Annotated in this window: 21 protein-coding genes and 1 tRNA gene; 13 read left to right on the plus strand and 9 right to left on the minus strand. The window is 59.5% G+C overall.

From position 1 onward, the window contains the following. Positions 1-22: 22 nt before the first annotated feature. The 4 genes from BN77_RS04735 to BN77_RS04750 are packed head-to-tail and all read right to left on the minus strand — an operon-like array spanning position 23 to position 4,243. Positions 23-1,096, minus strand: a complete 1,074-nt coding sequence (locus BN77_RS04735; RefSeq protein ID WP_007529010.1) for a Gfo/Idh/MocA family protein — start codon at positions 1,094-1,096, stop codon at positions 23-25. 21 nt (positions 1,097-1,117) lie between these two features. Then, positions 1,118-2,002 (minus strand): carbohydrate ABC transporter permease, encoded by an 885-nt coding sequence (locus tag BN77_RS04740; protein ID WP_007529012.1) that lies wholly within the window; start codon positions 2,000-2,002, stop codon positions 1,118-1,120. After that, positions 1,995-2,951 carry a carbohydrate ABC transporter permease gene (locus BN77_RS04745; RefSeq protein ID WP_007529014.1) on the minus strand — a complete coding sequence of 319 codons (957 nt, stop codon included), beginning with the start codon at positions 2,949-2,951 and terminating at the stop codon, positions 1,995-1,997. Before BN77_RS04745 ends, BN77_RS04740 begins: the two co-directional genes overlap by 8 nt. Positions 2,952-2,956: 5 nt before the next feature. Further along, a complete protein-coding gene (locus BN77_RS04750; protein ID WP_007529016.1) occupies positions 2,957-4,243 on the minus strand; it encodes an ABC transporter substrate-binding protein in 1,287 nt (428 codons plus the stop codon). Positions 4,244-4,443: 200 nt separating this feature from the next. Between BN77_RS04750 and BN77_RS04755 the strand changes: the two genes are divergently transcribed. Continuing rightward, entirely contained in the window at positions 4,444-5,121 is a 678-nt protein-coding gene (locus BN77_RS04755) for a TetR/AcrR family transcriptional regulator (RefSeq protein ID WP_007529018.1), read from the plus strand. 155 nt (positions 5,122-5,276) lie between these two features. Next, entirely contained in the window at positions 5,277-6,551 is a 1,275-nt protein-coding gene (locus BN77_RS04760) for a Gfo/Idh/MocA family protein (RefSeq protein WP_007529020.1), read from the plus strand. Here the strand turns inward: BN77_RS04760 and BN77_RS04765 are convergent. From BN77_RS04765 to BN77_RS04775, 3 genes are read right to left on the minus strand one after another with little or no spacing between them, the layout of a single operon-like run. Then, a complete protein-coding gene (locus BN77_RS04765) occupies positions 6,548-7,558 on the minus strand; it encodes a hydroxyacid dehydrogenase (protein WP_007529022.1) in 1,011 nt (336 codons plus the stop codon). The two genes, BN77_RS04760 and BN77_RS04765, sit on opposite strands and share 4 nt — an antisense overlap. After that, positions 7,555-9,411, minus strand: coding sequence for a DUF2264 domain-containing protein (locus tag BN77_RS04770; RefSeq protein ID WP_040677567.1), 1,857 nt, complete (start codon positions 9,409-9,411; stop codon positions 7,555-7,557). The genes BN77_RS04765 and BN77_RS04770 overlap by 4 nt, the downstream gene beginning before the upstream one ends. A 14-nt stretch (positions 9,412-9,425) precedes the next feature. Continuing rightward, positions 9,426-10,445, minus strand: coding sequence for a LacI family DNA-binding transcriptional regulator (locus tag BN77_RS04775; protein WP_007529026.1), 1,020 nt, complete (start codon positions 10,443-10,445; stop codon positions 9,426-9,428). Between the two features lie 140 nt (positions 10,446-10,585). On the opposite strand from BN77_RS04775, the gene BN77_RS04780 reads away from it, so the two are divergent. The 6 genes from BN77_RS04780 to BN77_RS04805 all read left to right on the plus strand — a co-directional run bounded on the left by BN77_RS04780 (position 10,586) and on the right by BN77_RS04805 (position 18,152). Continuing rightward, positions 10,586-11,875 carry an ABC transporter substrate-binding protein gene (locus BN77_RS04780; protein WP_007529028.1) on the plus strand — a complete coding sequence of 430 codons (1,290 nt, stop codon included), beginning with the start codon at positions 10,586-10,588 and terminating at the stop codon, positions 11,873-11,875. Positions 11,876-12,057: 182 nt separating this feature from the next. Beyond that, on the plus strand, positions 12,058-13,080 hold the full coding sequence (locus tag BN77_RS04785; RefSeq protein ID WP_007529029.1) for a LacI family DNA-binding transcriptional regulator: 1,023 nt from the start codon (positions 12,058-12,060) through the stop codon (positions 13,078-13,080). 42 nt (positions 13,081-13,122) lie between these two features. Then, positions 13,123-14,361 (plus strand): ABC transporter substrate-binding protein, encoded by a 1,239-nt coding sequence (locus BN77_RS04790; RefSeq protein ID WP_007529031.1) that lies wholly within the window; start codon positions 13,123-13,125, stop codon positions 14,359-14,361. 74 nt (positions 14,362-14,435) lie between these two features. Further along, the gene (locus tag BN77_RS04795) at positions 14,436-15,350 is read left to right on the plus strand and encodes a carbohydrate ABC transporter permease (RefSeq protein WP_007529033.1); all 915 of its coding nucleotides are present in this window, start codon (positions 14,436-14,438) and stop codon (positions 15,348-15,350) included. Next, complete coding sequence (locus BN77_RS04800) at positions 15,350-16,213, plus strand: carbohydrate ABC transporter permease (protein ID WP_007529035.1); 864 nt, start codon at positions 15,350-15,352, stop codon at positions 16,211-16,213. The genes BN77_RS04795 and BN77_RS04800 overlap by 1 nt, the downstream gene beginning before the upstream one ends. 25 nt (positions 16,214-16,238) lie before the next feature. Continuing rightward, positions 16,239-18,152, plus strand: coding sequence for a glycoside hydrolase family 127 protein (locus BN77_RS04805; protein ID WP_007529037.1), 1,914 nt, complete (start codon positions 16,239-16,241; stop codon positions 18,150-18,152). 35 nt (positions 18,153-18,187) lie between these two features. Here the strand turns inward: BN77_RS04805 and BN77_RS04810 are convergent, their stop codons facing one another. Further along, the gene (locus BN77_RS04810; RefSeq protein ID WP_040677570.1) at positions 18,188-18,931 is read right to left on the minus strand and encodes a type 1 glutamine amidotransferase; all 744 of its coding nucleotides are present in this window, start codon (positions 18,929-18,931) and stop codon (positions 18,188-18,190) included. 118 nt (positions 18,932-19,049) lie between these two features. Between BN77_RS04810 and BN77_RS04815 the strand changes: the two genes are divergently transcribed. Then, positions 19,050-19,346, plus strand: coding sequence for an Rdx family protein (locus BN77_RS04815; RefSeq protein WP_007529041.1), 297 nt, complete (start codon positions 19,050-19,052; stop codon positions 19,344-19,346). 2 nt (positions 19,347-19,348) lie between these two features. On the opposite strand, the gene BN77_RS04820 is transcribed toward BN77_RS04815, so the two are convergent. Then, positions 19,349-19,777, minus strand: coding sequence for a BA14K family protein (locus BN77_RS04820; protein WP_007529043.1), 429 nt, complete (start codon positions 19,775-19,777; stop codon positions 19,349-19,351). Between the two features lie 178 nt (positions 19,778-19,955). On the opposite strand from BN77_RS04820, the gene BN77_RS04825 reads away from it, so the two are divergent. The 4 genes from BN77_RS04825 (at position 19,956) to BN77_RS04840 (ending at position 22,359) form a co-directional block, all read left to right on the plus strand. Continuing rightward, positions 19,956-20,040 (plus strand) — tRNA-Leu (locus BN77_RS04825). Positions 20,041-20,225: 185 nt separating this feature from the next. Then, the gene (locus tag BN77_RS04830) at positions 20,226-21,422 is read left to right on the plus strand and encodes a tyrosine-type recombinase/integrase (RefSeq protein WP_007529045.1); all 1,197 of its coding nucleotides are present in this window, start codon (positions 20,226-20,228) and stop codon (positions 21,420-21,422) included. Positions 21,423-21,523: 101 nt separating this feature from the next. Then, entirely contained in the window at positions 21,524-21,724 is a 201-nt protein-coding gene (locus tag BN77_RS04835; protein ID WP_007529048.1) for a helix-turn-helix domain-containing protein, read from the plus strand. Continuing rightward, positions 21,724-22,359 (plus strand): hypothetical protein, encoded by a 636-nt coding sequence (locus BN77_RS04840; RefSeq protein WP_007529051.1) that lies wholly within the window; start codon positions 21,724-21,726, stop codon positions 22,357-22,359. Before BN77_RS04835 ends, BN77_RS04840 begins: the two co-directional genes overlap by 1 nt. The last annotated feature ends 233 nt before the right edge of the window (positions 22,360-22,592 follow it).

Below are 22,592 nucleotides of genomic sequence, written 5' to 3' on the forward strand. Positions count from 1 at the left end.
CTCAGGATTCCTCCCTGGTCCGTTAGTTCGTGCGAGCACGCCAATCGGCGTACTTCGGGCTGTCCGATCCGATCGGCAGAATGACTTCGCTGCCGGTGTCGGATGATTGATAGATAGCTGTGACGAGCTCCAACGCGCGGCGCGCATCCTTTGTCGTTACTGGCAACGGACCGTTGCCGCTGAGATAGGCATGGAAATGCTCCATCTGGGTCGTGAAGCGCGGAGCCACCGGCTGCCAGTCGCCGATGACGGCATCGATGCACGCCTTAACCCCGTCATTGGCGGCGATGATCTTCCACGGTTCCCGGCCCGGCGAATACGGTTCGTGGTTGCTCTCGAAGGTGACGTTCTCGAAGTGCAGCCGCAGGCGACTGATCTGCTCTTGTGAGCCCAGCGTGCAGGAGAGCGAAACGAAGGCACCGTTCTGCATCAGCAGGCTTGCCGAGGCGCAGTCCTCGACCTCGATGTCGTTGACCCGGGTCGCGACGCGACCGAAGACCTTGGAAACCGGCCCCATCAGATATAGCAGCATGTCATGCAGATGCAGCGCGTGGGTCACTAGCACACCACCAAGCTCGGTCGCCCATTTGCCCCGCCAAGGTACGGCGTAATACTCGGGCGTCCGCAGCCAGAAGGTCTCCACCGAGCCCATGTAGGGCTTGCCCGCGATTCCGGCCTCGATGATCTTCTTCGCCTTCTCGATGCCGTCGCCGTAGCGATACTGGAAGATCGGCATCAGCGTGCCCTTGGCCGACTTCTCCGCCTGCATGATTGTGTCGACGCCGGAAAGCGAACCAGTCAGCGGCTTTTCGCAGATGACATGCTTGCCCGCTGCCAGTGCCGCCAGCACCTGCTCCAGGTGAATGCCGGGCGGCGTGCAGATGTCGACGATGTCGACGCTCTCGTCATCAAGCACATCGGCAAACGAGTTCGTGCGCTTGGCAATGTCGAACTCGTCGCCGATCTCGCGAAGCCGCTCTTCGTTAAGATCGCAAATCGCCACGACCTTGAACTTTTCCGGATGCGGCAGGTAGCCTTCGACGATGTGGGAGCGGCCGATGCCGCAGCCAACGATCCCAACTCTCTTGATGCTCATTGATCTGTATCCGTAACTGCATCAACGCTTCATGCCTGTCGTGGCGATGCCTTCGATCAGCAACCGCTGGAAGAACAGGAAGAAGAGGAACACGGGCACCAGTGTCAGCGTCGACATGGCAAACAGCCCACCCCAGTCCGATGCGCTGGTCGAGTCGACGAAGGTGCGCAGGCCGAGCTGGATGGTGTAGGTGTTCATGTCGTTGAGGTAGATCAGCGGCCCGAAGAAATCATCCCAGGTCCAGATGAAGGAGAAGATCGCGGCGGTCGCGAGCACCGGCAGCGACAGCGGCAGCATGATCTTCCAATAAATGCGCCAGGCACTGCAGCCGTCCATCATCGCCGCTTCATCGAGCTCGCGCGGAATGCCGCGGAAGAACTGAACCATCAGGAAGATGAAAAAGGCATCGCTTGCCAGGAATTTCGGCACAACGAGCGGCAGGATCGTGTTCACCCAGCCGAGATTGAGGAAAAGCACGTACTGCGGAATGAGCGTCACATGATACGGGATCATCAGCGTGCCGAGCATGATTGCGAACCAGAAATTTCGGCCCGCAAAACGGAGGCGAGCAAAGGCATAGGCTGCCAGCGAGCAGGCGACGACATTGCCGATGACGGTCAAGATTGAAATGACCAGCGAGTTCCAGAAGAACCGGCCAAAGGTGATGTCTAGTCCCGTCCAGCCGCGCAGATAGGACGAGAAGTCGATCGACGACGGAATGAGCGAGGTCGAGGAGAAGATTTCGTTTTCCGGGCGGACCGAGGCCGAGACCATCCACAGCAGCGGATAGAGCATCAGTAATGAGCCGAGGATCAGCAGCGTGTGGATCGCGATCGAGGTCGCAGAGCTGCGCTTGGTGATATCGGATGATGGTGCCGCAACGGCCGTGGTGATCCCGTTAGTCATCGTAGTGCACCCAGTAACGCGAGGTCAGGAAGGAAAACGCCGTGAAGATCGCGATGATCAGCACCAGGATCCACGCGAGCGCCGACGCGTAGCCCATGCGGAAGTTTCCGAAAGCCTCCTGATAGAGATAGAGCGTGTAGAACAGCGTCGAGTTGATCGGCCCGCCGGTACCGCCAGAGATGATGAAGGCCGGCGTAAAGGCCTTGAAGGCATCGATCGTCTGGACAACGGCGTTAAAGAAGATGACCGGCGTCAGGAGCGGCAGCGTGATCTTGTAGAATTGCCGGAACTTGGATGCGCCGTCGAGGCTGGCGGCCTCATACATATCGGTCGGAATCTGGCGCAGGCCGGCGAGGAAGATGATCATCGGCGAACCGAACTGCCAGACGCTCAGCGCCACCAGCGTGTAGATCGAATAGCTCGGATGCGAGATCCAGCTTGGACCTTGAATGCCCAAATGAGCAAGCGCGGCATTGACCAGGCCATCGCCGGCAAAGAGCTGTCGCCAGAGGACGGCGATCGCCACGCTGCCGCCGAGCAGTGACGGCAGGTAGAAAATCGCGCGGTAGAGCGGCAGGCCGCGAACGCCCTTGTTGAGTGCCATCGCGACAAGGAGCGCGAAGGTCAGCTTAAAGGGCGCCGACAGAACCACATAGGTCAGCGTTACCCTCATTGCAGCAGCAAATTTGGGGTCAGCGGTTGCGATGCGTACGTAGTTTGCTGCTCCCACCCACTCGGCCGACCGGATCATATCGAAATCCGTGAACGAGAGGTAGAGCGAGATGACGGCCGGTCCGAGTGTCAACCCGAAGAAGCCGATCAGCCACGGCAGAAGGAAGAGATAGCCGGGTGCATTGGCGGCCCAGAGGCGTTTGAAACGCCGCTCGGCCGCCGCCCCGTATTTACTCTTGATTGCGTCCGGGGCGGTCGTGCGCATCACATCACTCATCCGCGTCAGCCTTTGGCGAGAATGCGGCTGATCTCATCGACCAGTTGTTTGCCACCATCGCTCGGCGAGAGCTGACCGAACGCGACCTGCTCGGAGATGGTGCGCAGCACCACCTGCCCTTCACCCGCGCCAGAGGGCGGCGGCGGCGGCAGCTTGCCGGCAAGGTCACCGAGACCGCTGACATATTCGAGCGGGATCTTGCCTGTTGCATCGAGCTTGGCGGCCACGACGTCGCGCATCGCCTTCGATTCCGGAATACCACGTTCGACGTCCAGCGCCAGGGCGGCATCGGAGTTGGTGACGAAGAAGTTGACGTAATCGACGGCTTGGTCGACGACCTTCGACTGCGAGGACACCGAGAAGAACATCGACGGCTTGCGGTAGTGCCCGCCCTTTGAATCCGCCTTGATGCGCGGATAGTTGTTCAGCGCCAGCTTGTCTTTGCTGACGGCCTGGAAGCCGACGAATTGGTTGCTGTGCGCATAGTCGACAGCTGCCTTGCCGAGAGTGACAGGGCTGGTGTCGATCGTGTCCTTATAGAGCGCCTGAACGTCGGGTGGCACGCAGGCCTTGGCTTCGCGGAACTTGCCCCACATGTCGAACCACTCGGAAGCCTCTTCGGCGCCGAAAGCGATCTTGCTATCGGCCGTGTAGAGTGCCTTGCCGCGCTGGCGAAGATAGTTTTCCAGAAGCGGTTCGTTGCCGCTGCCGTCGGCAAAGCCAAAGAAGCCTTTGCGCTTGCCGGCCTTGGTGATCTCGGCGCCGATCTTGCCGAATTCCTCCCAGGTCGTGGCCTTCGTCGGCAGATCGACCCCGGCCTCTTGGAACGCTGTCGTGTTCAGAACCGTCGCCGCGGAGTTTGCGCCGAGGCTGACGCCGTAGAAATGGCCGTCAACGCTGCCGCCCTCGATTTGCGCGGGATCGAAATCACTGAGGTTGAGCTTGGCCGGCATGTAGGATTCGAGCGGTGCGAGGGCCCCGCGCCGCGCATACTCAACGATATAGCGGTAGTCCATCTGGATGACGTCGGGGGCATTGCGGCCGGCGACCTGAGTCGCCAGGCGTGGCCAATAGTCCCCCCATCCGAGGAATTCGCCGGTGATCGAGGTTCCGGCATTCTTCGTCTGATAGAGCTGTGAAACCTTGTTGGTGCGGTCAGCGCGTGGCTGCGAGCCCCACCAAAGAAGCCGCAGGCGGGCATCGGCGGCAAAGGCCTTCGAACCCAGTGCGGACATTGAAACAAGCGTTGCTCCCCCCGCCATGAAATTACGTCTGCTTACGCGCAGTGTCATCTGTTCTCCTCCTCCCTTGGGGAACGCCTCCACACGTTCCTTGCTGGTTTCGCTTGCAACAAATAACCAATTGGTTACAAGCTATGGACAAGCTTTGAGCCTGTCAAGCGCTGATGTGATAGTGCTCCTCGCGTGCTCGTTTTTTACAATTTGCTCGCGACGTACTATGAGCGCATTGGGGAATTAAGAAAGGTGGGTCGATGGACAGCGCCAGCGAAAATAGGGAAAAGAAGACAGCAAGGCGTCAGTCGTCCGAGCGGGTCTTGCAACGGGATCCGGAGCGGACACGCGCGGCAATTCTCGAAGCAGCGACAAAGGAATTCGCCGAAAACGGAATGGGTGGGGCGCGCGTAGACGCGATCGCCGAGCGAGCCGGCACCAATAAGCGCATGCTCTACCACTATTTCGGCGACAAGGAGCAACTTTATCTGCGAGTGCTTGAGGAAGCCTATGTCGGCATCCGGACGGCCGAGCGCGAGCTTAACATCGGCGACCGCACGCCACAGGAAGGGATTGGCGAACTGGCGCTGTTTACCTGGCGCTACTTCCTCAAACACCCCGAATTCTTGAGCCTGCTCGGCACGGAAAACCTTCACAAGGCCCGTTGGCTGCGCCAATCCGTCCGGCTCAAGGAATTGCATTCGCATCTGATTGGCGAGCTCTCCGAAGTTCTGGAACGCGGCAAAAAAGCGGGAGTATTCGTCGCCAGTGCGGATCCGTTGCACGTCTATTTGACGATTGCCTCTCTTGGATATTTTTATCTTTATAACCAGTATACGTTGTCGACGATATTTGGCCGCGACTTGGTTGAACCGCGCAATCTCGATGCCTGGGAACGGCACATCGTCCATGTGACGCTCGCGTCGATTTCTGTCTGATCCGGGATATTCACGATCGGCTATTGACAGTGAACGTCGCCTGCCATCAGGTAACTGTTTGGTTACAGCCTAATATGGTCCGCAGACAGGGGAGCCGCGACCTGTAGGGCACCGAGCCACTTTTCGTTTCAAGACGCATGAAGGAGGATCATTCGATGGAGAAACGTCGCTTTGCCTTGATTGGAACGGGAAACCGCGGCACGACCATGTGGGGCAAGGAACTGCTTGCCGGCTGGCGCGAGCATGTGGATCTCGTCGCGATCGTCGACACCAATTCGCTGCGCGCCGAGCGAGCCCGCACGATGATCGGCAGCAATGCGCCGATCTATGAGAATATCGACGCGATGCTTGCCGAACAGCAGGTCGATCTCGTCATCGTCTGCACGCCTGACTATACCCATGACGATATCGTCGTTCGTGCGCTGGAAGCCGGCATCGACGTCATTACCGAAAAGCCGATGACCACGGCAGTCGACAAGATCCGCCGTATCCTCGATGCCGAAAAGCGTACAGGCAAGCGCGTGGATGTCTCTTTCAACTACCGCTATGCGCCGACGGCTGCCAAGATCAAGGAACTGCTCAACGCCGGCGAGATCGGCCGCGTCATTTCGGTCGACTTCCACTGGTACCTCGACACTAAGCACGGCGCCGATTATTTCCGCCGCTGGCACGCTTATGCGGAAAACTCCGGCAGCCTTTTTGTACACAAGGCGACGCACCATTTCGATCTCTTGAACTGGTACCTCGACAGCGATCCGGATGCGGTCACCTCCTTTGCAGATCTGCAGAACTACGGCCGCAAGGGGCCATTCCGCGGCCCGCGCTGCAAGCTCTGTCCGCACATCGGCGAGTGTGACTACTATCTGGACCTAGAAGCCGATGCCTTTCTCGACTCGCTTTACGAAGATCCATCGAAGATCGACGGCTACTTCCGCGACGGTTGCGTCTATCGCGAAGATATCGATATCCCCGACACGATGGTCGCCAGCATCCGTTACAAGAACAATGTCCACGTCTCCTATTCGCTGAACACCTTTCAGCCGATCGAAGGTCATCATATCGCTTTCAATGGCACGCATGGCCGCATCGAGCTGAGGCAATACGAGAAGCAGCCTTGGGAAACGCCTGAGGAAGACACCATCCTGCTCATTCGCAATTTCCCGAAGGACAAGCCTGCCGTCGAGCGCATCGTCGTGCCGCATTCGGCGGGCGGCCACTACGGCGGCGACGACCGAATGCGCAACATGATCTTCAACGGGGGTCTGGAAGACAAGCTCGGTCAACGTGCCGGCACGCGTGCCGGCGCCATGTCTGTGCTGTGCGGTATTGCGGCGCTGACGAGTTCGCGCACGGGCAAGGTCGTGAAGATCTCCGACCTCATGCCGGAGATCGTCGCAGGCCAGGCGCCGGCCGGCTTGAAAGCCGGCTAAGCGATAAATTCCAGATCGCGGCGCAGGATCTGATAGTGGAGCGGTTCGCCATTGACGAACCGCTCTATTTCATCGACTACCATATCACCAAGCCGCCCGCGCTCCAGCCCCACAGCGCCGGCGATATGCGGCGTTAGAAAGACATTGGGTAGCTTGTAGAAAGCCGAAGCCTTCCCGGGTACTTCAGGATCCGTGACGTCGATGATGGCGTCGATCTTCCCTGTCGCAAGCGTCTTGAGCAGGGCTGCTTCATCGATCAAAGCACCGCGCGCCGTATTGATCAGCGTGGCGCCGCCTTTCATCAGCGACAGCTCTTTGTCTCCGATCATGTGACGCGTCGAGGGAAGAGAGGGTGCATGCAGGGAGATGATGTCGGATCGTGTCATTAATGTCGCCAAGTCGACCTTCTCGGTTCCGAGCCTTTTCGCCTCGGCGGCATCGACGGTCGGGTCAAAGAGAAGCACGTTGTATTCGAATGGCCGCAACAGCTCGATGACCCGTCGGCCGATGCGCGATGCGCCGACGATGCCTAGCGTGCGGCGATAATTGCCGATTGCCAGCCGCTGCATCGCGTGCGTCTGTTCGCGGCCGCGATCCGTGACGTAAAGGTCGCGGAAGCGGAACACCTGTTTGCCGGCAAAGATGATCGCCGCAAGCGTGAACTCCGCAACCGGAACGGAGTTCGCCTCGGCAGCATGGGTTACGGCGATACCGGCATCGAATATCTGCTCGTCGACAATCCCTTTCACGGTTCCGGCCGCGTGCGCGATCAGCCGAAGGCGTGGAGCATCCGCAAGGACCTGCCTGCCGACATAGGGCGAACCCCAACCGGTAATCAGCACTTCCGTCTCGGCGAGAATGCGTTTAGCCAAGTCGCTGTCGAAGCATTCGAGCGGTTCGGGGTCGAGCACGCGTCCGACTTCGCCCAGCCGGCGAAAGGCGTCAGGAGAGAGAATATGTTCTGTGCGCGAAGGCTGCATCGCAAGCGCGATGGAGGGATACTTCATGGCATCTGCCCCGGCGCTTCGATGGCACTGACGCGGATCCCCTGATTCGCGACAAGCGCTTCAAGCTCGGCAATATCGGGGGCCCTCGGTGGATTGGTCCAGGCGCCAAGCAGGGTGCTGGTGTCGTTGGCGGCAAGGACTGCGGTCATCAGGATCGTCTGGCCTGACGGTATCTTGCCACGCAATTGAGGCACAAGCGTCTTGGCGACGATCATGTTCGTATTCGGCGGCGCCTTCTGCATCAGGCCCGTGCGCGGCACCGTGGAGGAGATGTCGAGGATGCCGCTGAAATCGCCTTCACCGATCGAATAGGCACTCGAGCCCTCCGCAACGAGTGCGTCGAGTTCGAAATCCCGGCGCGCGATTGCAAATCCACCCTCCGCCGTCTGTAGCGGTCGGGGCGTGTTGATGCGGTGGACGCGGATGTGCCAGGGTGCTGCCGGCACCAGCCAGGTTTCGACATCCACATCCGGGAATGGCGACCACTTGGAGTAAAGGACCTCACCCGCAAGCTTGGCTTCACGGTTGGTCTCGCGAACGCGGTAGTGCACGCCGTCATCGCTAAAGGCGAGGGCAGAATCAAAGGCTGCGCCAGCGAAGTTGCGCTCGTCGGATTCGACGCTGAACCCATAGCGGCTGGAATAGGCGAATTTCGCGTATTTCTCGGTGCCGAACCGCATTTGCAGGTTCTCCTGGCCGGAGGAAAGCGCGACAACATCGCCACGATGACGCATTAGCACCATGCCTGGGTGGCGCTGCGGCAGGACGCTCTCCGTTTCCACCGGTGGCGCTTCCGCGGCTGTCCAGAAGGGATGATCCTCGGCCAGGGCAAGTGGCAGGAATGCTTTGAAGGCCCAGTAGGGCGAACCGGCCGAATTGTAGTTCTCTGACATCAGGAGGTTGGGATAGCCGAATCCGATCGACAGAATACCGTCACGATTGGTCATCGGCTTGTCCTTCCACCAGCGCAAGTGCTGAAGGCACAGGCTCTTGATCTCGCCCCAAGGCAGTGCCTCAAGATCGGCAAAGGCGAGCGCAGACCAGAAGCCGGCGCAAGCGAAGCGATAGGTCAGGCTGCGGCCAAACGGGATGGTCGCCCCATCGGCGCCGAACCAGTGCCTGAAGTCGTTTGCAAATAGGATGGCGCGTTCGCGGTAACGCCTTGCATAGTCGTCATCGACGAGCTTGGAATAGATCAGGCCGTAGAAGTGCATGGCGAACGGAATGTAGTGGTCGATCCGGCGGACGTTGCCGTCACGGTACCAGCCGTCGCCGATATAGAAGCCCTCAAGTTCTTCGATATATTGCTTGGTCAGGCTCCGGTCGAAATTTGCGCCGACGCGGTCGAGCGCGATGTCGACGAAGATGCGGAAGAATTTCCAGTTGTTGTCGGCATAGTCGAACTGCCGCGCATGCTTGAGATAGGCGACGACGTTGTCGCGCGCCCTTCCACAAAGCGGCTCCCAAACCTTTTCCGGCACGAGCGCCAGAGCAAAACCGAGCGCCGCAAGTTCCACCATGCGCTGGTCACGGCCGTTGACGGTTCCCCAATATTCCGGATGCTTTGGATCCGTGCCATTAGCAATGCCCTCGGCAAAACGATGCCATTCGGCAAAGTCGCCGCCGCCAGCACCAAAGGGTGCCAACCCCCAGAGCGGTCGCGCAAAGCCCTCGAGATCCGCTGCCGCGCGGTCGAAATGCGCAGCGGCGCCGTCGAGCCGGACGCGGGCATTGCCTGCGGAGAAGTAGGGGAGGAGCGGATCGAAGAGGTCGCGGAGCGCGCGCGACATGTCCTCGCGCGTCTTCAGCGGATTGTTGGCAAGCGGATTTGCACTGGCGGGATCATAGGTCATCGGCATTGCTCATGTCAGGAGTTCGGGACGGTGCCGCCGGCAATTGGGATAACGGCATGGCAAATCTGGCGGGCAGGCGCGGTGCTATCCTTGAAACGTGCAACCATGAGGCCGACCGCCTCCCTGCCCAGCGCCACGCGGTCCACGCGCATGGTCGACAGCGGCGGGTTGGTCATCAGCGCGCAGGGGAGGTCGTCGAAGCCGACGATGGCGAAATCCTCAGGCACCCGCAGACCGGCCTCCGTCACTGCTTCCAGAACGCCGACGGCAATGAAGTCGTTCATGCAGAAGGCGGCAGTGAAGCCGGCTTTCTCTGCAAGCACGCCAGCCGTCAGCTCATGCGCCTCGTGAGTTGCGCTGCCCTTGAAAGTCATCGACACAAGATGCCCTTCGGCGCCGTCGACCTCGGCAATTGCTGCCTTGAAGCCTCGCACGCGCTCGCGGATGGTGTTTCGATGCGAGCCCGTTAGATGCAGGATTTTGCGGTGGCCGGCATTCAGCAGGCGGGTTGTCGCTTCATAGGCACCGAAGAAGTTCGAGGGCGAAGCGCCGTCGATCTTCAGCCTCGGATCGGTGCCGTTGACCAGCACAGTCGGGATTTCCGCGTCCTCGAACCAATTGCGCAACTCGGCGCTTGGATCAATTCCGACAAGGAAGAGCCCACCAGCGCGGGCGGCCTGCATATACTCGTGAACCACGTCGGGCGTCGCCCTGTGCTCGCGGATCAGCCGCACCTCGAAGGGGAGGCCGGCGTCGAGCGCGCCGGCGCGCAATCCTTCGACAATTCCTTCGTAGAAGACGCTAAGGCCACCTGTGACCCCATCGCTCGCAATCAAGGCAAGGGTGCCGCGCAGTGAGGCGCTTGTGGTGCGGGCAAAGTAACCGTTCTCCGCCGCCACCTTAAGAATATGCTGGCGCACACTTTCGCTTATGCCGGGCTCGTTTGCGAGTACCCGGGATACTGTAGATATTGATACGCCAGCCATTGTCGCAATGTCGGCCTGTCTCAGTTTTTTGGTTTTGATCTCATTCATACGCGGAGCATTATGCAAATAATGCAAATTTGCAAGAAAAAGATAATTTGTTGCGTTGAGGATTTTTTTGCGTAATCTACCCCGACATAAGCCCACGGTGCCATTGGAGGATGGCGGGCGATGAAAGAGGAGGATGAAAAATGCAGGTCAATCGCCGTTCATTTCTGATGGGCTCGGCCAGCGTCGCTGCCGGGCTAGCCTTCGGTGCCGGAAGCGAAATTCCCGCCTATGCGGAAGACGCCAAGCTGCGCGCCATGTGGTGGGGCTCAAACGACCGCGCCAAGCGCACGCTCGATGTCGCGAAGCTCTACGAAAGCAAGAACCCAGGCGTATCGATCGTCGGCGAGTCGCTGAGCGGGGATGGCTACTGGACGAAGCTGTCGACGCAGATGGCCGGTCGCGCTATTGCGGACGTGTTCCAGCTCGAGCCGGGAACGATCTCGGACTACTCCAAGCGCGGCGCCTGCCTGGCACTGGACGAATTCGTGCCCTCGATATTGAAGATTGATTCCTTCGGCAAGGACATGCTGAAGCTGACGACGGTGGATGGCAAGCTCTACGGTGTCGGTCTTGGCCTCAACTCTTTCGCACTGTTCTTCGACCAAACTGCTTTTGACAAAGCGGGGATCCCCGTACCGACGGCGGATCTGACTTGGGATGAGTACGCCAAGCTCGCGGTCGAACTGACGAAAGCCGGAGGCAAGGATAACTACTGGGGCGGTCCTTACGGTGCACGCTACGCTTACGTCTTCGATGCATGGCTGCGCCAGCGCGGCAAGAGCCTCTATGCAGACGGCAAGCTCGGCTTCAATGCCGACGACGCAACAGCTTGGTTCACCTACTGGGAAGATCTGCGCAAGAAAGGCGGCACGGTTGCAGCCGATGTTCAGACGCTGGACCAGAACACGATCGACACGAACTGCCTCGCGCTTGGCAAGTCAGCCATGGGCATGGCGTATTCCAACCAGCTCGTCGGCTATCAGCTGATCTCCAAGAACAAGCTGGCAATCACACTCCTGCCGCGCGAGAAGAAGGGTGGCCCGTCCGGCCACTATTATCGACCGGCTCTGATCTGGAGCATCGGCGCGACGACAAAGAACGGCGAGGCTGCCGCCAAATTCATCGACTTCTTCGTCAATGATGTGGAAGCTGGCAAGATCCTTGGCGTCGAGCGCGGCGTGCCGATGTCGCCTGTCGTGCGCGAGGCGATCATCCCCCACCTCAATCCGACCGAGCAGGACACTGTGAAGTATATCAACCTCCTGAAAGATCAGGTCGGCGAGTATCCGGCCCCCGCGCCGCTCGGTTCGACGCAGTTCGACCAGCGCGTCTTCCGTCCGATCGCCGATGAGCTAGCATTCGAGCGAACGACGCCTGCGGAGGCTGCAGCACGTCTGCTGGAAGAAGGCAAGGCAACCATCAAGGGCTAATTGCAGCTACATCGCTCGCGTTTTGCGTCGCGGCGGGCGTCGGTCTGCCGCGATTTTCTTTGTTGCCGGCCGTTCCTCGATGCCTTCATGACAATCGTATGATTTTTACATGAGAAAACCTTTTCTCACTTGACGATGGACGTGAGAAAAGCTTTTCTCATCTGCAAATGAGGGGGAGCGGGGTGAACATTTCGGGAGGAAAGAGAGGCCGGATCACCATCCACGACGTCGCCGCGGCGGCGGGCGTCAGCATTTCCACTGCCTCGAAGGCGCTAAACGAAACCGGGCGCATGAGCGCCGAAACCCGGGAACGGGTAAAGCGCATTGCCGGCGAAGTCGGCTTCCGTCCGAACGCGCTTGCCCGAGGTCTCTTGAGTAAGCGCAGCTTCACCATCGGACTGCTGACCAACGATACCTATGGGCGCTTCACGCTGCCTGTGATGGCCGGCATTTCCGAAGCGCTCGTCGATCATGGTGTGTCGGTTTTTCTCTGTGCGATCGAAGACGATCCGACGCTTGGCCAGATCCACGTCGATGCCATGTTGGAAAAGCAGGTGGATGGGATCATCGCCACCGGAAAGCGATTGGACCGGCAGCTCCCTGTCGATCTGTCGAACCTGCATGTCCCCGTTGTCTACGCGTTCACGGAGGGGACGCCTGCAAGCGTCACCTTCCGCTCCGACGATGCGCAGGGTGCACGATTGGCGGTGGAATGGCTGGTCAAAATGGGCCGTCGGCGGATTGCGCATGTGACCGGGCCCGAAACCTTCTTCTCCGTTCGCGAGCGCGCCGACGCCTATCGCGAGGTGATCGGTGGGGAGGGGCTCGTCAGGTTTGGCCGTTGGGCGGAATCCTGGGGCCATGAAGCCGTCGCGGAGATCTGGGACGGCGCGGCTGAAAAACCAGATGCGATCTTCTGCGGTAACGATCAGATCGCCCGGGGCGTAGTGGATGCGCTGCGCGAGCGGGGGATTTGTGTGCCGGAGGATGTTTCCGTTGTCGGGTTCGACAATTGGGAGATTGTCGCCGGCCAGACGCGACCGCCGCTCACCTCTGTCGATATGGAATTGAAGGAGCTGGGACGCCAAGCCGGGTTGACGGTTTTGGCGCTGGCCGAGGGGCGCCCCGTGGAGCCGGGCATCAGGAAATTGCCGTGCCGCCTCGTGGTGCGGGAGTCATGCGGGGCCCAAAGCCCCAAGAGATGAAGAACCGGCGCGGAGGAGATGCGCCAATTTGGGAGGAGTGTCATGATTAAGCGTCTGCTGGGTGCGACGAGCGTTGCCACCTTATGTCTGGTGACCGGAGCGTCGGGGGCCGAGAAGGTCGACATGTGGGTCCGCACCGGTATCGGCGAGTCCTTCAAGAAGGTTGTTGAAGCCTATAACTCCAGCCACGAGAACCAGGTCATCGCGACAGAGGTGCCGTTCTCGGAACTTGTCCAGAAATACGCAACGGCTATCGCTGGTGGCCAGGCGCCAGATGCGTTGTCGATGGATCTGATCTACAACCCGGCCTTCGCCGCGGCTGGGCAATTGGAAGATCTGACGGATTGGGCAAAGAAATTGCCCTATTTCAATTCGCTTTCGCCGTCGCATGTCCGTCTCGGCACCTACCAGGATCACATCTACGGCCTGCCGCTTTCCGTCGAGACGTCGGTTTTCGCCTGGAACAAGGACCTCTACAAGAAGGCAGGTCTCGATCCTGAAAAGGCGCCCGCGACCTGGGAGGAAATCACCGACAACGCCGAGAAAATCCGCAAGCTCGGTGATGACACCTACGGCTTCTATTTTTCCGGCGGCGGCTGCGGCGGTTGCATGATCTTCACGTTCACCCCGCTCACCTGGGGTGCAGGGGCTGACATCCTGTCGGGCGATGGCAAGACGGCGACGCTCGATACCCCGCAGATGCGCAAGGCGGTCGATTATTATCGCAACATGGTGAAAAAGGATCTTGTCCCGGCAAGTGCCGCCAGCGACAATGGTGCTAACTTCCTGACCTTCACCAACGGCAAGATCGGCCAGCAGAGCCTTGGCGCCTTCGCGATCGGCACGCTTGTGACCGAGCATCCTGACATCAACTTCGGCGTGACCCTCATCCCGGGCGTTGACGGCAATCCATCCTCGTTTGCGGGCGGCGACAACTTCGTTATCACCAAGGGTACGAAGAAGATCGACGCCGTTAAGGAATTCCTCGAATACATCTATTCGATGGACGGCCAGAAAGTCATGGCGAAGTACGGCAGCCTGCCGACCCGCGGTGATATCGCCGACAAGGTGCTCGAGGGGCTTGATTCGCGGATGCAGGTCGGTCTGAAGGCCATTTCTGTCGCCAAGACTCCCTATACGCTGCAGTTCAACGATCTGATCAACAGCGCCAACGGTCCGTGGGCCACCTTCACCAACGCCGCCATCTTCGGTGACGATGTCGACGGCGCCTTCAAGAACGCACAGTCGGAGATGCAGTCGATTATCGACAGCGGCCAATAATCTCCCAAAGGCCGCGACCGGAGGGGGTGGCAGTCCTCCGGCCGATTTTATCAGGAATGATGCGGAGTGTTTCGATGACCGTGACGGGTCGAAAGCAGATAGCATGCTTGCGCCGACGTGCCCCACGACCGGAATGGACGGGCCTCCTCTATATCGCTCCGGCGATGCTTTTGGTGATCGTGTTCTTCGTGCTGCCGGTCGGGTTCACCGCCTGGATGAGCCTTCACAACTGGCCACTCATGGGCGCCCAGCGCTGGATCGGCCTTAACAACTACTTCCGCATGTTCAACGACGGCCGCTTCGTCGCGGCGCTGAACTTTACGGCCTATTATACGGTCATCGTGACGATCCTCATCTTCGCGGTAGCCTTTCCGCTTGCTCTGTTTGTCGAGCGGCAGCGGGCATTTGGCAGCACATATCGCACAGTCATCTTCCTGCCCGTGGTCGTCGGGCTGGCGTCGGCGTCGCTGCTTTGGGTATGGCTTGCCAACGTCGACAGCGGTTTCATTGGACCTGCCCTGAAGACGCTTGGACTGGTCGAGAAGAGCCCCAATCTACTTGCCAGCTTCGACAGCGCGTTCCTGACGATCTGCGTCATGGTCGTATGGAAGATAGCCGGCTTTACAATGATCATTTTGCTGACGGGGCTGCAGGCGATCCCGGCGGATCTGACGGAGGCCGCCGTCGTCGACGGCGCAAACTGGTTGCAGCGTTTCCGCTTTCTGACACTGCCGTTGATGCGCAGGACGATCGCGCTCGCTTTGATCATTTCCGTGACTGGGTCGATCCTCGCCTTCGATCAGTTTTACATCATGACCTCGGGCGGACCGCAAAACCGAATGATCTCCGTCGTCTACTACATCTTCAATCAGTCTTTCGTGTCCTTCAATCTCGGATATGGCGCGGCATTGTCGATTGCGCTTCTCGCCATTCTGATGATCGTCAGCATCGTGCAGCTCTGGCTGCTGCGCGTCGGGGAGGAGCGCTGATGAGCCTCGTCACAGGCCGCAAGAGAAGTCGGGAAATCCGTGGTCAGGCCGCCTATCACGGCACCGGCATAGCCGTTGCCATTTTCTTCCTCGCTCCGTTTGTCATTACGCTTCTCGCCTCGTTCCGACACGGCACGGAGGCGCGGTTGCCGCCGTTGCCGCCATGGCCGACGAACGGAATCAGTTTCGATTCCTATCGATCGCTCGACAGCTTCGGCGCCGGCATTATGCAGCACACACTCAATTCGCTGATCGTGTCGCTTGCGACCGTTGCACTGACCGTGGTGATCAGCCTGCTCGCCGGTTACGGTTTCTCGCGCTATCGGTTCCCCATGAAGAACGTCTTCTTCATCCTGGTCATCGCGACGCTGATGATCCCGTTCCAGTCGATCCTGACGCCGCTCTTCATCATCCTGGCCAAGCTCGGGCTCAATAACTCGCTCTTCGGCCTGACGCTCGTCTACGTGACGCTGCAGCTGCCGTTTTCGGTGTTCATGATGCGCAACGCCTTCGACGCGGTGCCGAAGGAGATCGAGGAAGCGGCGCGTATAGACGGAGCCCACGACCTGAAGATGCTCGTGCTCGTCTTGTTGCCGCTCGTGCTGCCGGGTGTGGCGACGGTGGCGATCTTTGCCTTCCTCAATGCCTGGAACGAATTCCTGGCTGCGCTCGTGCTGTTGTCCAGCAACGAAAAATACACGCTGCCCGTCCTGATGATGGCCGTGCGCGCCGGTCGTCTGGGCGCGATCAACTGGGGCGCTGTGCAGGCAGGTGTCGCCGTCATGACGATCCCCTGCCTTATCGTCTTCCTGCTTCTGCAACGCTACTACATGCGCGGTCTCATGGCCGGCGCCGTGAAATGACTTCCAAAGAAAGATGGATCAAGCCATGAACAAGTTGAAGAGAGACCGCCAGTTTCGTCCGCTTCCCGTGCCTGATGTCGATGTGAACGGCCTGTTCGGAGAGCGCCAGGATGCGATCTGCGACAGCACCGCTGAAACGCTGCTTGACCGCTGCGTTGAAGCCGGCATGTTGCAGGCGATCGACGTCACCAAGCCGAGCGTTGGTATTGTCATCCCGATCGGTCCCTGGGGCGGCTCGACGCAGATGTTTTGGGACAGCGATCTCGGAAAGTCGATCGAGACTGTGGCCTATTCGCTCTATCGCCGCGCCAATCCTGCGCTCGAAGCCCGTGTCGATGCCATCGTTGATATGTACGAGAAGCTGCAGGACAGGGACGGCTATGTGAATGCCTGGTTCCAGCGGGTTCAGCCCGACCGCCGCTGGACCAACCTGCGCGACCACCACGAACTTTATTGCGCCGGCCACCTGATGGAGGGCGCGGTCGCCTACTATCAGGCTACCGGCAAGCGCAAACTGCTCGACGTCATGTGCCGTTTTGCCAATTACATGCTTACCGTCTTCGGCCATGGCCCAGGTAAGATGCCGGGCTATTGCGGCCACGAGGAAATTGAGCTGGCGCTCGTCAAGCTTGCCCGGGTGACAGGTGAGAAGAAGTATCTGGACCTTGCCAAGTTCTTTATAGATGAGCGTGGAACCGAACCGCATTTCTTTACCGAAGAAGCAATCCGCGACGGTCGCAGCGCAGCCGACTTCCATCAGAAGACCTACGAATACGGCCAGGCGCACCAGCCGGTTCGCGAGCAGAAGAAGGTCGTCGGCCACGCGGTTCGCGCCATGTATCTTTATTCAGGGATGGCCGACATCGCGACGGAGTATGACGATGACAGCCTCACCGGTGCCCTCGAAACCTTGTGGGACGATCTGACGACGAAGCAGATGTACGTCACCGGGGGCATCGGCCCGGCGGCCGCCAATGAAGGCTTCACCGACTACTATGATCTACCGAACGAAAGTGCCTATGCCGAAACCTGCGCATCCGTGGGCTTGGTATTCTGGGCAAACCGAATGCTCGGCCGCGGCCCGAACCGCCGCTACGCGGATATCATGGAGCAGGCGCTCTACAACGGCGCGATGGCCGGCCTCTCGCTCGACGGCAAGAAGTTCTTCTACGAGAACCCGCTGGAAAGCGCCGGCAAGCACCACCGCTGGATCTGGCACCACTGCCCCTGCTGCCCGCCGAATATCGCCCGCCTGCTCGCCTCGATTGGTTCCTATATGTATGGCGTTGCCGAAGACGAGATTGCCGTCCACCTCTACGGAGAAGGCAGGGCTAGGTTCAAAATTGGCGGCACGGATGTCGAGCTGACCCAAAAGACACGCTATCCGTGGCACGGTGCCGTGCGTTTGGATATCAAGCTGAACGCGCCGGTATTGTTTGCAATTTCGCTGCGTATTCCGGAATGGGCAAACGGCGCCACACTTGCCGTCAACGGCGAGGCGATCGATCTTGGCTCGGCCGACGTCGATGGCTACGCCCGCATCGAACGGGAATGGCGCGATGGCGACAAGATCGACCTCAACATCCCGCTTGAAACGCGTGCTCTCTGGGCCAACCCACTTGTGCGCCAGGACGCCGGACGCGCGACGCTGATGCGCGGACCCCTCGTCTATTGCGCCGAGGCGACGGATAACGGCGCAGGCCTGAACGGTATCCGGCTTGGCGAGGATCTATCGGCGAAGACGGCCGAGATTGCCGAGCTTGGCGGTGCGGTCGTCCTGGATATCCCGGTCACCAAGGATGAGTCGGAGTGGGGCGCGACGCTCTATCGGACCAAGCCGCCGTCCACCGAAAAGACGACGGCCCGTTTCGTGCCTTACCATCTTTGGGACAATCGCGCGCCCGGCGAAATGCTCGTCTGGATCCGCTCCGCCACCTAGCCTTAGCTACGGCATGTCAGTTTAGCGTCGACGGCTTACACCCCGGCGACGACTGCCGTGGGTTGTGATTGCGCTTCGGCTCGGATCATCCGCACCCAATTGCGGCTAATGGTAAGGCCGCTCGCATCCGATGCTGCGGCATGGGCGGCGGCAAGCGTCCTGTAGCGTTCATGCCAACCCGGCTCCATTTGCTCGATCGATTCCGCAAACTCGCCCTTCCAGCTATCGATCACCGACGCGCTGGCCTCAAAATGGAACTGGGTGCCGTAGGCCGCACGCCCGATACGAAACGCTTGGTTCTGCATGAGCTCGCTGACTGCAAGACACGTCGCACCCTGTGGCAGGCTGAAGGTGTCGCTATGCCACTGGAATGTCATGAAATCGGCCTCGAGATCCGAGAGCAACGGGTCCGCGTGACCATCCTTTGACTTGCCAACCGAGTGCCAGCCAAACTCCAGTCCGGCATTCAGGTGGTTTTCCGCATTGTAAGCGCGCGCCAGGATCTGCGCGCCAAGGCAGATGCCAAGCACCGCCTTGTCGGCCTCGGCATAGTCGCGCATCAATTGCGCAAGCGCCGGCAGGTAGGAAAAGTTCGCGTCATCGATTGCATTCTGTTCGCCGCCGAGCACCACCAGCGCATCGTAATCTGCAACGCCTGTTGGCAGTCTGCCGTCAATCCACGGGTGGAAGCGCTCGATCTCGGCATTGGCCTCAGCCAGGGCCACGCCCAGCGAGCCGAGCGGCGTGCTCTTCATGTTCTCGATGACGGCGACCCGCATCAGCATCTCCAGTATGACCTCGGCCTCGGAGAGGAACACCAAGCGCCTGGCGATTGCAATACGGATTGCGCCACGCCACGGCAGTTCTTAAATCGAAGTGACGAAAGGAAACCCTGACATGAGCGACAAGAAAGCCCGCGTGACGATCCTCTATTGCACCCAATGCAACTGGTTACTGCGCGCCGGCTGGATGGCGCAGGAACTTCTACAGACCTTCGCCGACAGCCTCGGCGAAGTTGCGCTCATTCCCGGTACCGGCGGCAATTTTGAAATTCGGGTCGATGGTGACCTGATCTGGGAGCGCAAGCGTGACGGCGGCTTTCCCGGTCCGAAGGAACTGAAGCAGCGCGTCCGGGACATCATCGAACCCGGCCGGGATCTCGGTCACGTCGATCGAGCCTCGCTGGAAAGCTGAGCCTAGTCATAAGGCGAATTACAGGTCTTGTAGATGCCTTCATACGTCAAGAATCGGTCGGTCTTCGGATTATAGGTCCGATACTGATTGCGGCACCAATCCACATGGAACTGCCGTTCTTGTGTCTTCGGCTGCACTGTGTTCACGGGCGGCGGATCATAATAGAGCGGCCCACGTCCTCGCGCTGCTGGCCGATAGTATGTCGGACCGGTTGCTGTCGGCGGTCGGTAGTTTGGCTGCACATAGGATGGGCGGAACGACTGTACCGGCCCGAAAGTAAAACAGCCGCGCGCGTCGCACATCGTCGACCCAACACGGACCATGTCCGATGCGCCGGGGGCGGGGCTAAACTCACCATGCTGCATCGCAAACGCCGCGTAGGGAAGCAGCGAGAAGAGCGCGAACAGGCAAAAATTACGAAGGCCGGGCATTAGACGATCCTTTCTTGCTGTGTATATAGGATGCCTTTGCAGGGATCGCTATCATGGCGGGCTCAGATTACAACCGCGCCGGGACCGAGCGGCATCAACGACTTTTTTGCTGCCTGCCCGGAAAACTTCAAAAACCCTGTTGACAGCACGAGGTCGCGCCCGTACATGGCTCTCCGTCGCCCAGATGGCGGAATTGGTAGACGCGCAGGTTTCAGGTACCTGTGCCGCGAGGCGTGGAGGTTCGAGTCCTCTTCTGGGCACCAAGTTTCCGTACTTTGTTGTTCGCCGGTGTGCAGAACAATGCTTAAAAGCCCCGGTTTCGGGGCTTTTTTGCTGTCTGGTGTATCGCGCTCGTCCAGGCGCGTCCGTTGACATCCACCGAAAGTGTTGGTTCATGTGTGGTCTATTCAGACGGTAGCGTCCTCGCGGAGAGGGAGAGACCAACACAATGGGCCTGACAGACACCAAACTCCGAGCAATCAAGCCAGCTACGACCGCGAAGAAATACGGTGACGGGGAGGGGCTGCACTTGCTCGTGCCCGCTGCACCGCGCGATGGGCGGTTTTGGAAGTTGGCCTACCGTTTTGGCGGGAAGCAGAAAACCCTGTCTCTAGGCGAGTATCCCTACGTCTCGCTGGCTGATGCACGAGAAAAGCGCACGGAGGCGAAAAGGCTCTTAGCCCAAGGCATCGACCCTTCCCAACAAAAGAAGCTCGACAAGATCGCCCAACGCCATGCACACGCCACGACCTTCAATGCGGTTGCAGACGATTTCCTCGCGAAGGTAGGAAAGGAAGGCAAGGCGGATGCCACCATGACAAAGAAGCGGTGGCTGCTTGATCTCGCTCGCCCCGATCTCGGGAAGCGTCCGATATCCGAAATCAAGGCCGCTGAAATTCTGGTCCCGCTTCGGAAGGTGGAAAGCCAAGGCAATTACGAGACAGCGAGGCGGTTACGGTCCACTATCAGCCAAGTCTTTCGGCACGCCGTTGCCACCGCACGTGCGGAATACGATCCCACCACCAACTTACGCGGTGCTCTGACAGCGCCTACTGTTACCCACCGTGCCGCGCTTACAGAGCGCGAAGGCTTCGCGGGTTTGCTCCGGGCAGTATGGGGCTACGAAGGCGCTCCCGAGACCAAGGCGGCGCTGTCATTGATGGCTTACCTCTACCCCCGCCCCGGTGAATTGAGGCTAGCGGAATGGGAAGAATTCGACCTGGAGGCCGCCATTTGGACTATTCCCGCTCCTCGAACGAAGATGCGCCGGGAGCACAGAAAGCCGCTTCCTCCGCAAGCGGTTAAGATTCTGCGCGATCAAAAAGACCTGACTGGAGATTTGCCCTACGTCTTCCCATCGCGGCTCACCCGCAAGCCCATATCCGAGAACACCCTGAACGGTGCACTGCGGCGGCTTGGTTTCACCACCAACGAAATGACTAGCCACGGTTTCCGCGCATCCGCCTCCTCGCTCTTGAATGAGAGCGGCAAGTGGTCCCCGGATGCAATCGAAGCCGAATTGGCGCATATCGGTGCCGATCAGGTCCGCCGTGCCTATCACCGCGCGGCCTATTGGGGCGAGCGCGTGCAGATGGCGCAATGGTGGGCAGACGAAATCGACGCTATGAGAGCGGAAACGAGATAGTCCCTTACAAGCGCGAGTTAATACTATATTTAGTGTTGGCGATCCAATTGCTCCGTGTATATAGCGATAAGCCGTCGTCTAACGAACGAGGGCTCACACGCATGGACAACTACAAGACAATCGTATCAATCAGCGAAATTGCGCACGAGTACGGCGTTTCGCGCACGACCATCTACGCCGAAATCAAGGCGAAACGCCTCACGGCCAAAAAGCTCGGCAACAGGACGCTGATTCGCCGTACCGATGCCGAAGCATGGTATGCCGCCTTGCCCGACCTCGATACAAGCAGGGAGGCCGCGTAATGGCTGATCTCGAAACCAATATCCAGACCGGCACCGATGCCGCCACCCGTGCGGATGGTCTTTACGTCGTCCGGCTGAGTGACGACGCGCTGGACACCGGAAATTTCGACGTCCTCTTGCACAATGGCAGGGAACTCGCCTTCAACATCTGGTGGGTTCTTGATCATGCCAAGGAGACACATGCGCGCTGGGCTATGGACCTCCTGAAGGCCTACATCAAAGAGTTGATAGAGCTGCCGAAATTTTGGGCAAATGCGGCCAAGAACTATACTCGCGTGGGGGCAGAAACGTTGCGGGGCTTCCACGATTTCCTGCGGGCGGATAGCGCGCCCGGCAAGGCGTCCCTCGAAATTGTGGGGCAGGGGGAGTTCGGAATTACGCTCCGCTATAATTCCGGGCGGGGTGTTCGCACAAGGGGCGGGCCGGTTTCCAGCTTCACCGCGAGTGCACCGTTTTTTGAACCACTGCTCGATATCAACGGCGAAGGCATCGAATTTCTGATCCAGCTGGTCAAGGAAGGGGTCCTGCCGAAGACGTTTACGTGGGAGGAAACGATCAGCGACCGGAAACGCGGGCGTCTTGTCAAGATGCTCGAAGACGCTCTTGCTGAGAGGCGCGCGTCTACCCGCAATTAGACTAGCATGGAGGAGGGCCGCACCTCCCCAGCTAACCAAGGCCCTGCGGCCTTGGTTAGCCCGCTAGGAACACCTCCCCAATACCGCCCCGTGCCGTGCTCTCCCTGACAACCTGTCAAGCTGACAAACGCTGTCAAGCCGCGCCAGACGAAGCTCAATAGGCCGAACCTCTTGACGCAAATATCAACCGAGCCTGCGTGCTCGGGGATAAACTAGGGAAATAGGGTAGCAAC

The organism is Rhizobium mesoamericanum STM3625, from assembly GCF_000312665.1.
GTDB lineage: Bacteria > Pseudomonadota > Alphaproteobacteria > Rhizobiales > Rhizobiaceae > Rhizobium > Rhizobium mesoamericanum.

Excerpts from the sequence above, each read along its gene's own strand:
- BN77_RS04830 (WP_007529045.1), top strand. The coding sequence starts at position 20,226 with ATGGGCCTGACAGACACCAAACTCCGAGCAATCAAGCCAGCTACGACC.
- BN77_RS04765 (WP_007529022.1), bottom strand. The coding sequence starts at position 7,558 with ATGAAGTATCCCTCCATCGCGCTTGCGATGCAGCCTTCGCGCACAGAA.
- BN77_RS04735 (WP_007529010.1), bottom strand. The coding sequence starts at position 1,096 with ATGAGCATCAAGAGAGTTGGGATCGTTGGCTGCGGCATCGGCCGCTCC.
- BN77_RS04810 (WP_040677570.1), bottom strand. The coding sequence starts at position 18,931 with ATGCGGGTCGCCGTCATCGAGAACATGAAGAGCACGCCGCTCGGCTCG.
- BN77_RS04805 (WP_007529037.1), top strand. The coding sequence starts at position 16,239 with ATGAACAAGTTGAAGAGAGACCGCCAGTTTCGTCCGCTTCCCGTGCCT.
- BN77_RS04795 (WP_007529033.1), top strand. The coding sequence starts at position 14,436 with ATGACCGTGACGGGTCGAAAGCAGATAGCATGCTTGCGCCGACGTGCC.
- BN77_RS04770 (WP_040677567.1), bottom strand. The coding sequence starts at position 9,411 with ATGACCTATGATCCCGCCAGTGCAAATCCGCTTGCCAACAATCCGCTG.
- BN77_RS04840 (WP_007529051.1), top strand. The coding sequence starts at position 21,724 with ATGGCTGATCTCGAAACCAATATCCAGACCGGCACCGATGCCGCCACC.
- BN77_RS04755 (WP_007529018.1), top strand. The coding sequence starts at position 4,444 with ATGGACAGCGCCAGCGAAAATAGGGAAAAGAAGACAGCAAGGCGTCAG.
- BN77_RS04780 (WP_007529028.1), top strand. The coding sequence starts at position 10,586 with ATGCAGGTCAATCGCCGTTCATTTCTGATGGGCTCGGCCAGCGTCGCT.
- BN77_RS04790 (WP_007529031.1), top strand. The coding sequence starts at position 13,123 with ATGATTAAGCGTCTGCTGGGTGCGACGAGCGTTGCCACCTTATGTCTG.
- BN77_RS04800 (WP_007529035.1), top strand. The coding sequence starts at position 15,350 with ATGAGCCTCGTCACAGGCCGCAAGAGAAGTCGGGAAATCCGTGGTCAG.
- BN77_RS04740 (WP_007529012.1), bottom strand. The coding sequence starts at position 2,002 with ATGACTAACGGGATCACCACGGCCGTTGCGGCACCATCATCCGATATC.
- BN77_RS04750 (WP_007529016.1), bottom strand. The coding sequence starts at position 4,243 with ATGACACTGCGCGTAAGCAGACGTAATTTCATGGCGGGGGGAGCAACG.
- BN77_RS04775 (WP_007529026.1), bottom strand. The coding sequence starts at position 10,445 with ATGAATGAGATCAAAACCAAAAAACTGAGACAGGCCGACATTGCGACA.
- BN77_RS04745 (WP_007529014.1), bottom strand. The coding sequence starts at position 2,951 with ATGAGTGATGTGATGCGCACGACCGCCCCGGACGCAATCAAGAGTAAA.
- BN77_RS04835 (WP_007529048.1), top strand. The coding sequence starts at position 21,524 with ATGGACAACTACAAGACAATCGTATCAATCAGCGAAATTGCGCACGAG.
- BN77_RS04815 (WP_007529041.1), top strand. The coding sequence starts at position 19,050 with ATGAGCGACAAGAAAGCCCGCGTGACGATCCTCTATTGCACCCAATGC.
- BN77_RS04820 (WP_007529043.1), bottom strand. The coding sequence starts at position 19,777 with ATGCCCGGCCTTCGTAATTTTTGCCTGTTCGCGCTCTTCTCGCTGCTT.
- BN77_RS04760 (WP_007529020.1), top strand. The coding sequence starts at position 5,277 with ATGGAGAAACGTCGCTTTGCCTTGATTGGAACGGGAAACCGCGGCACG.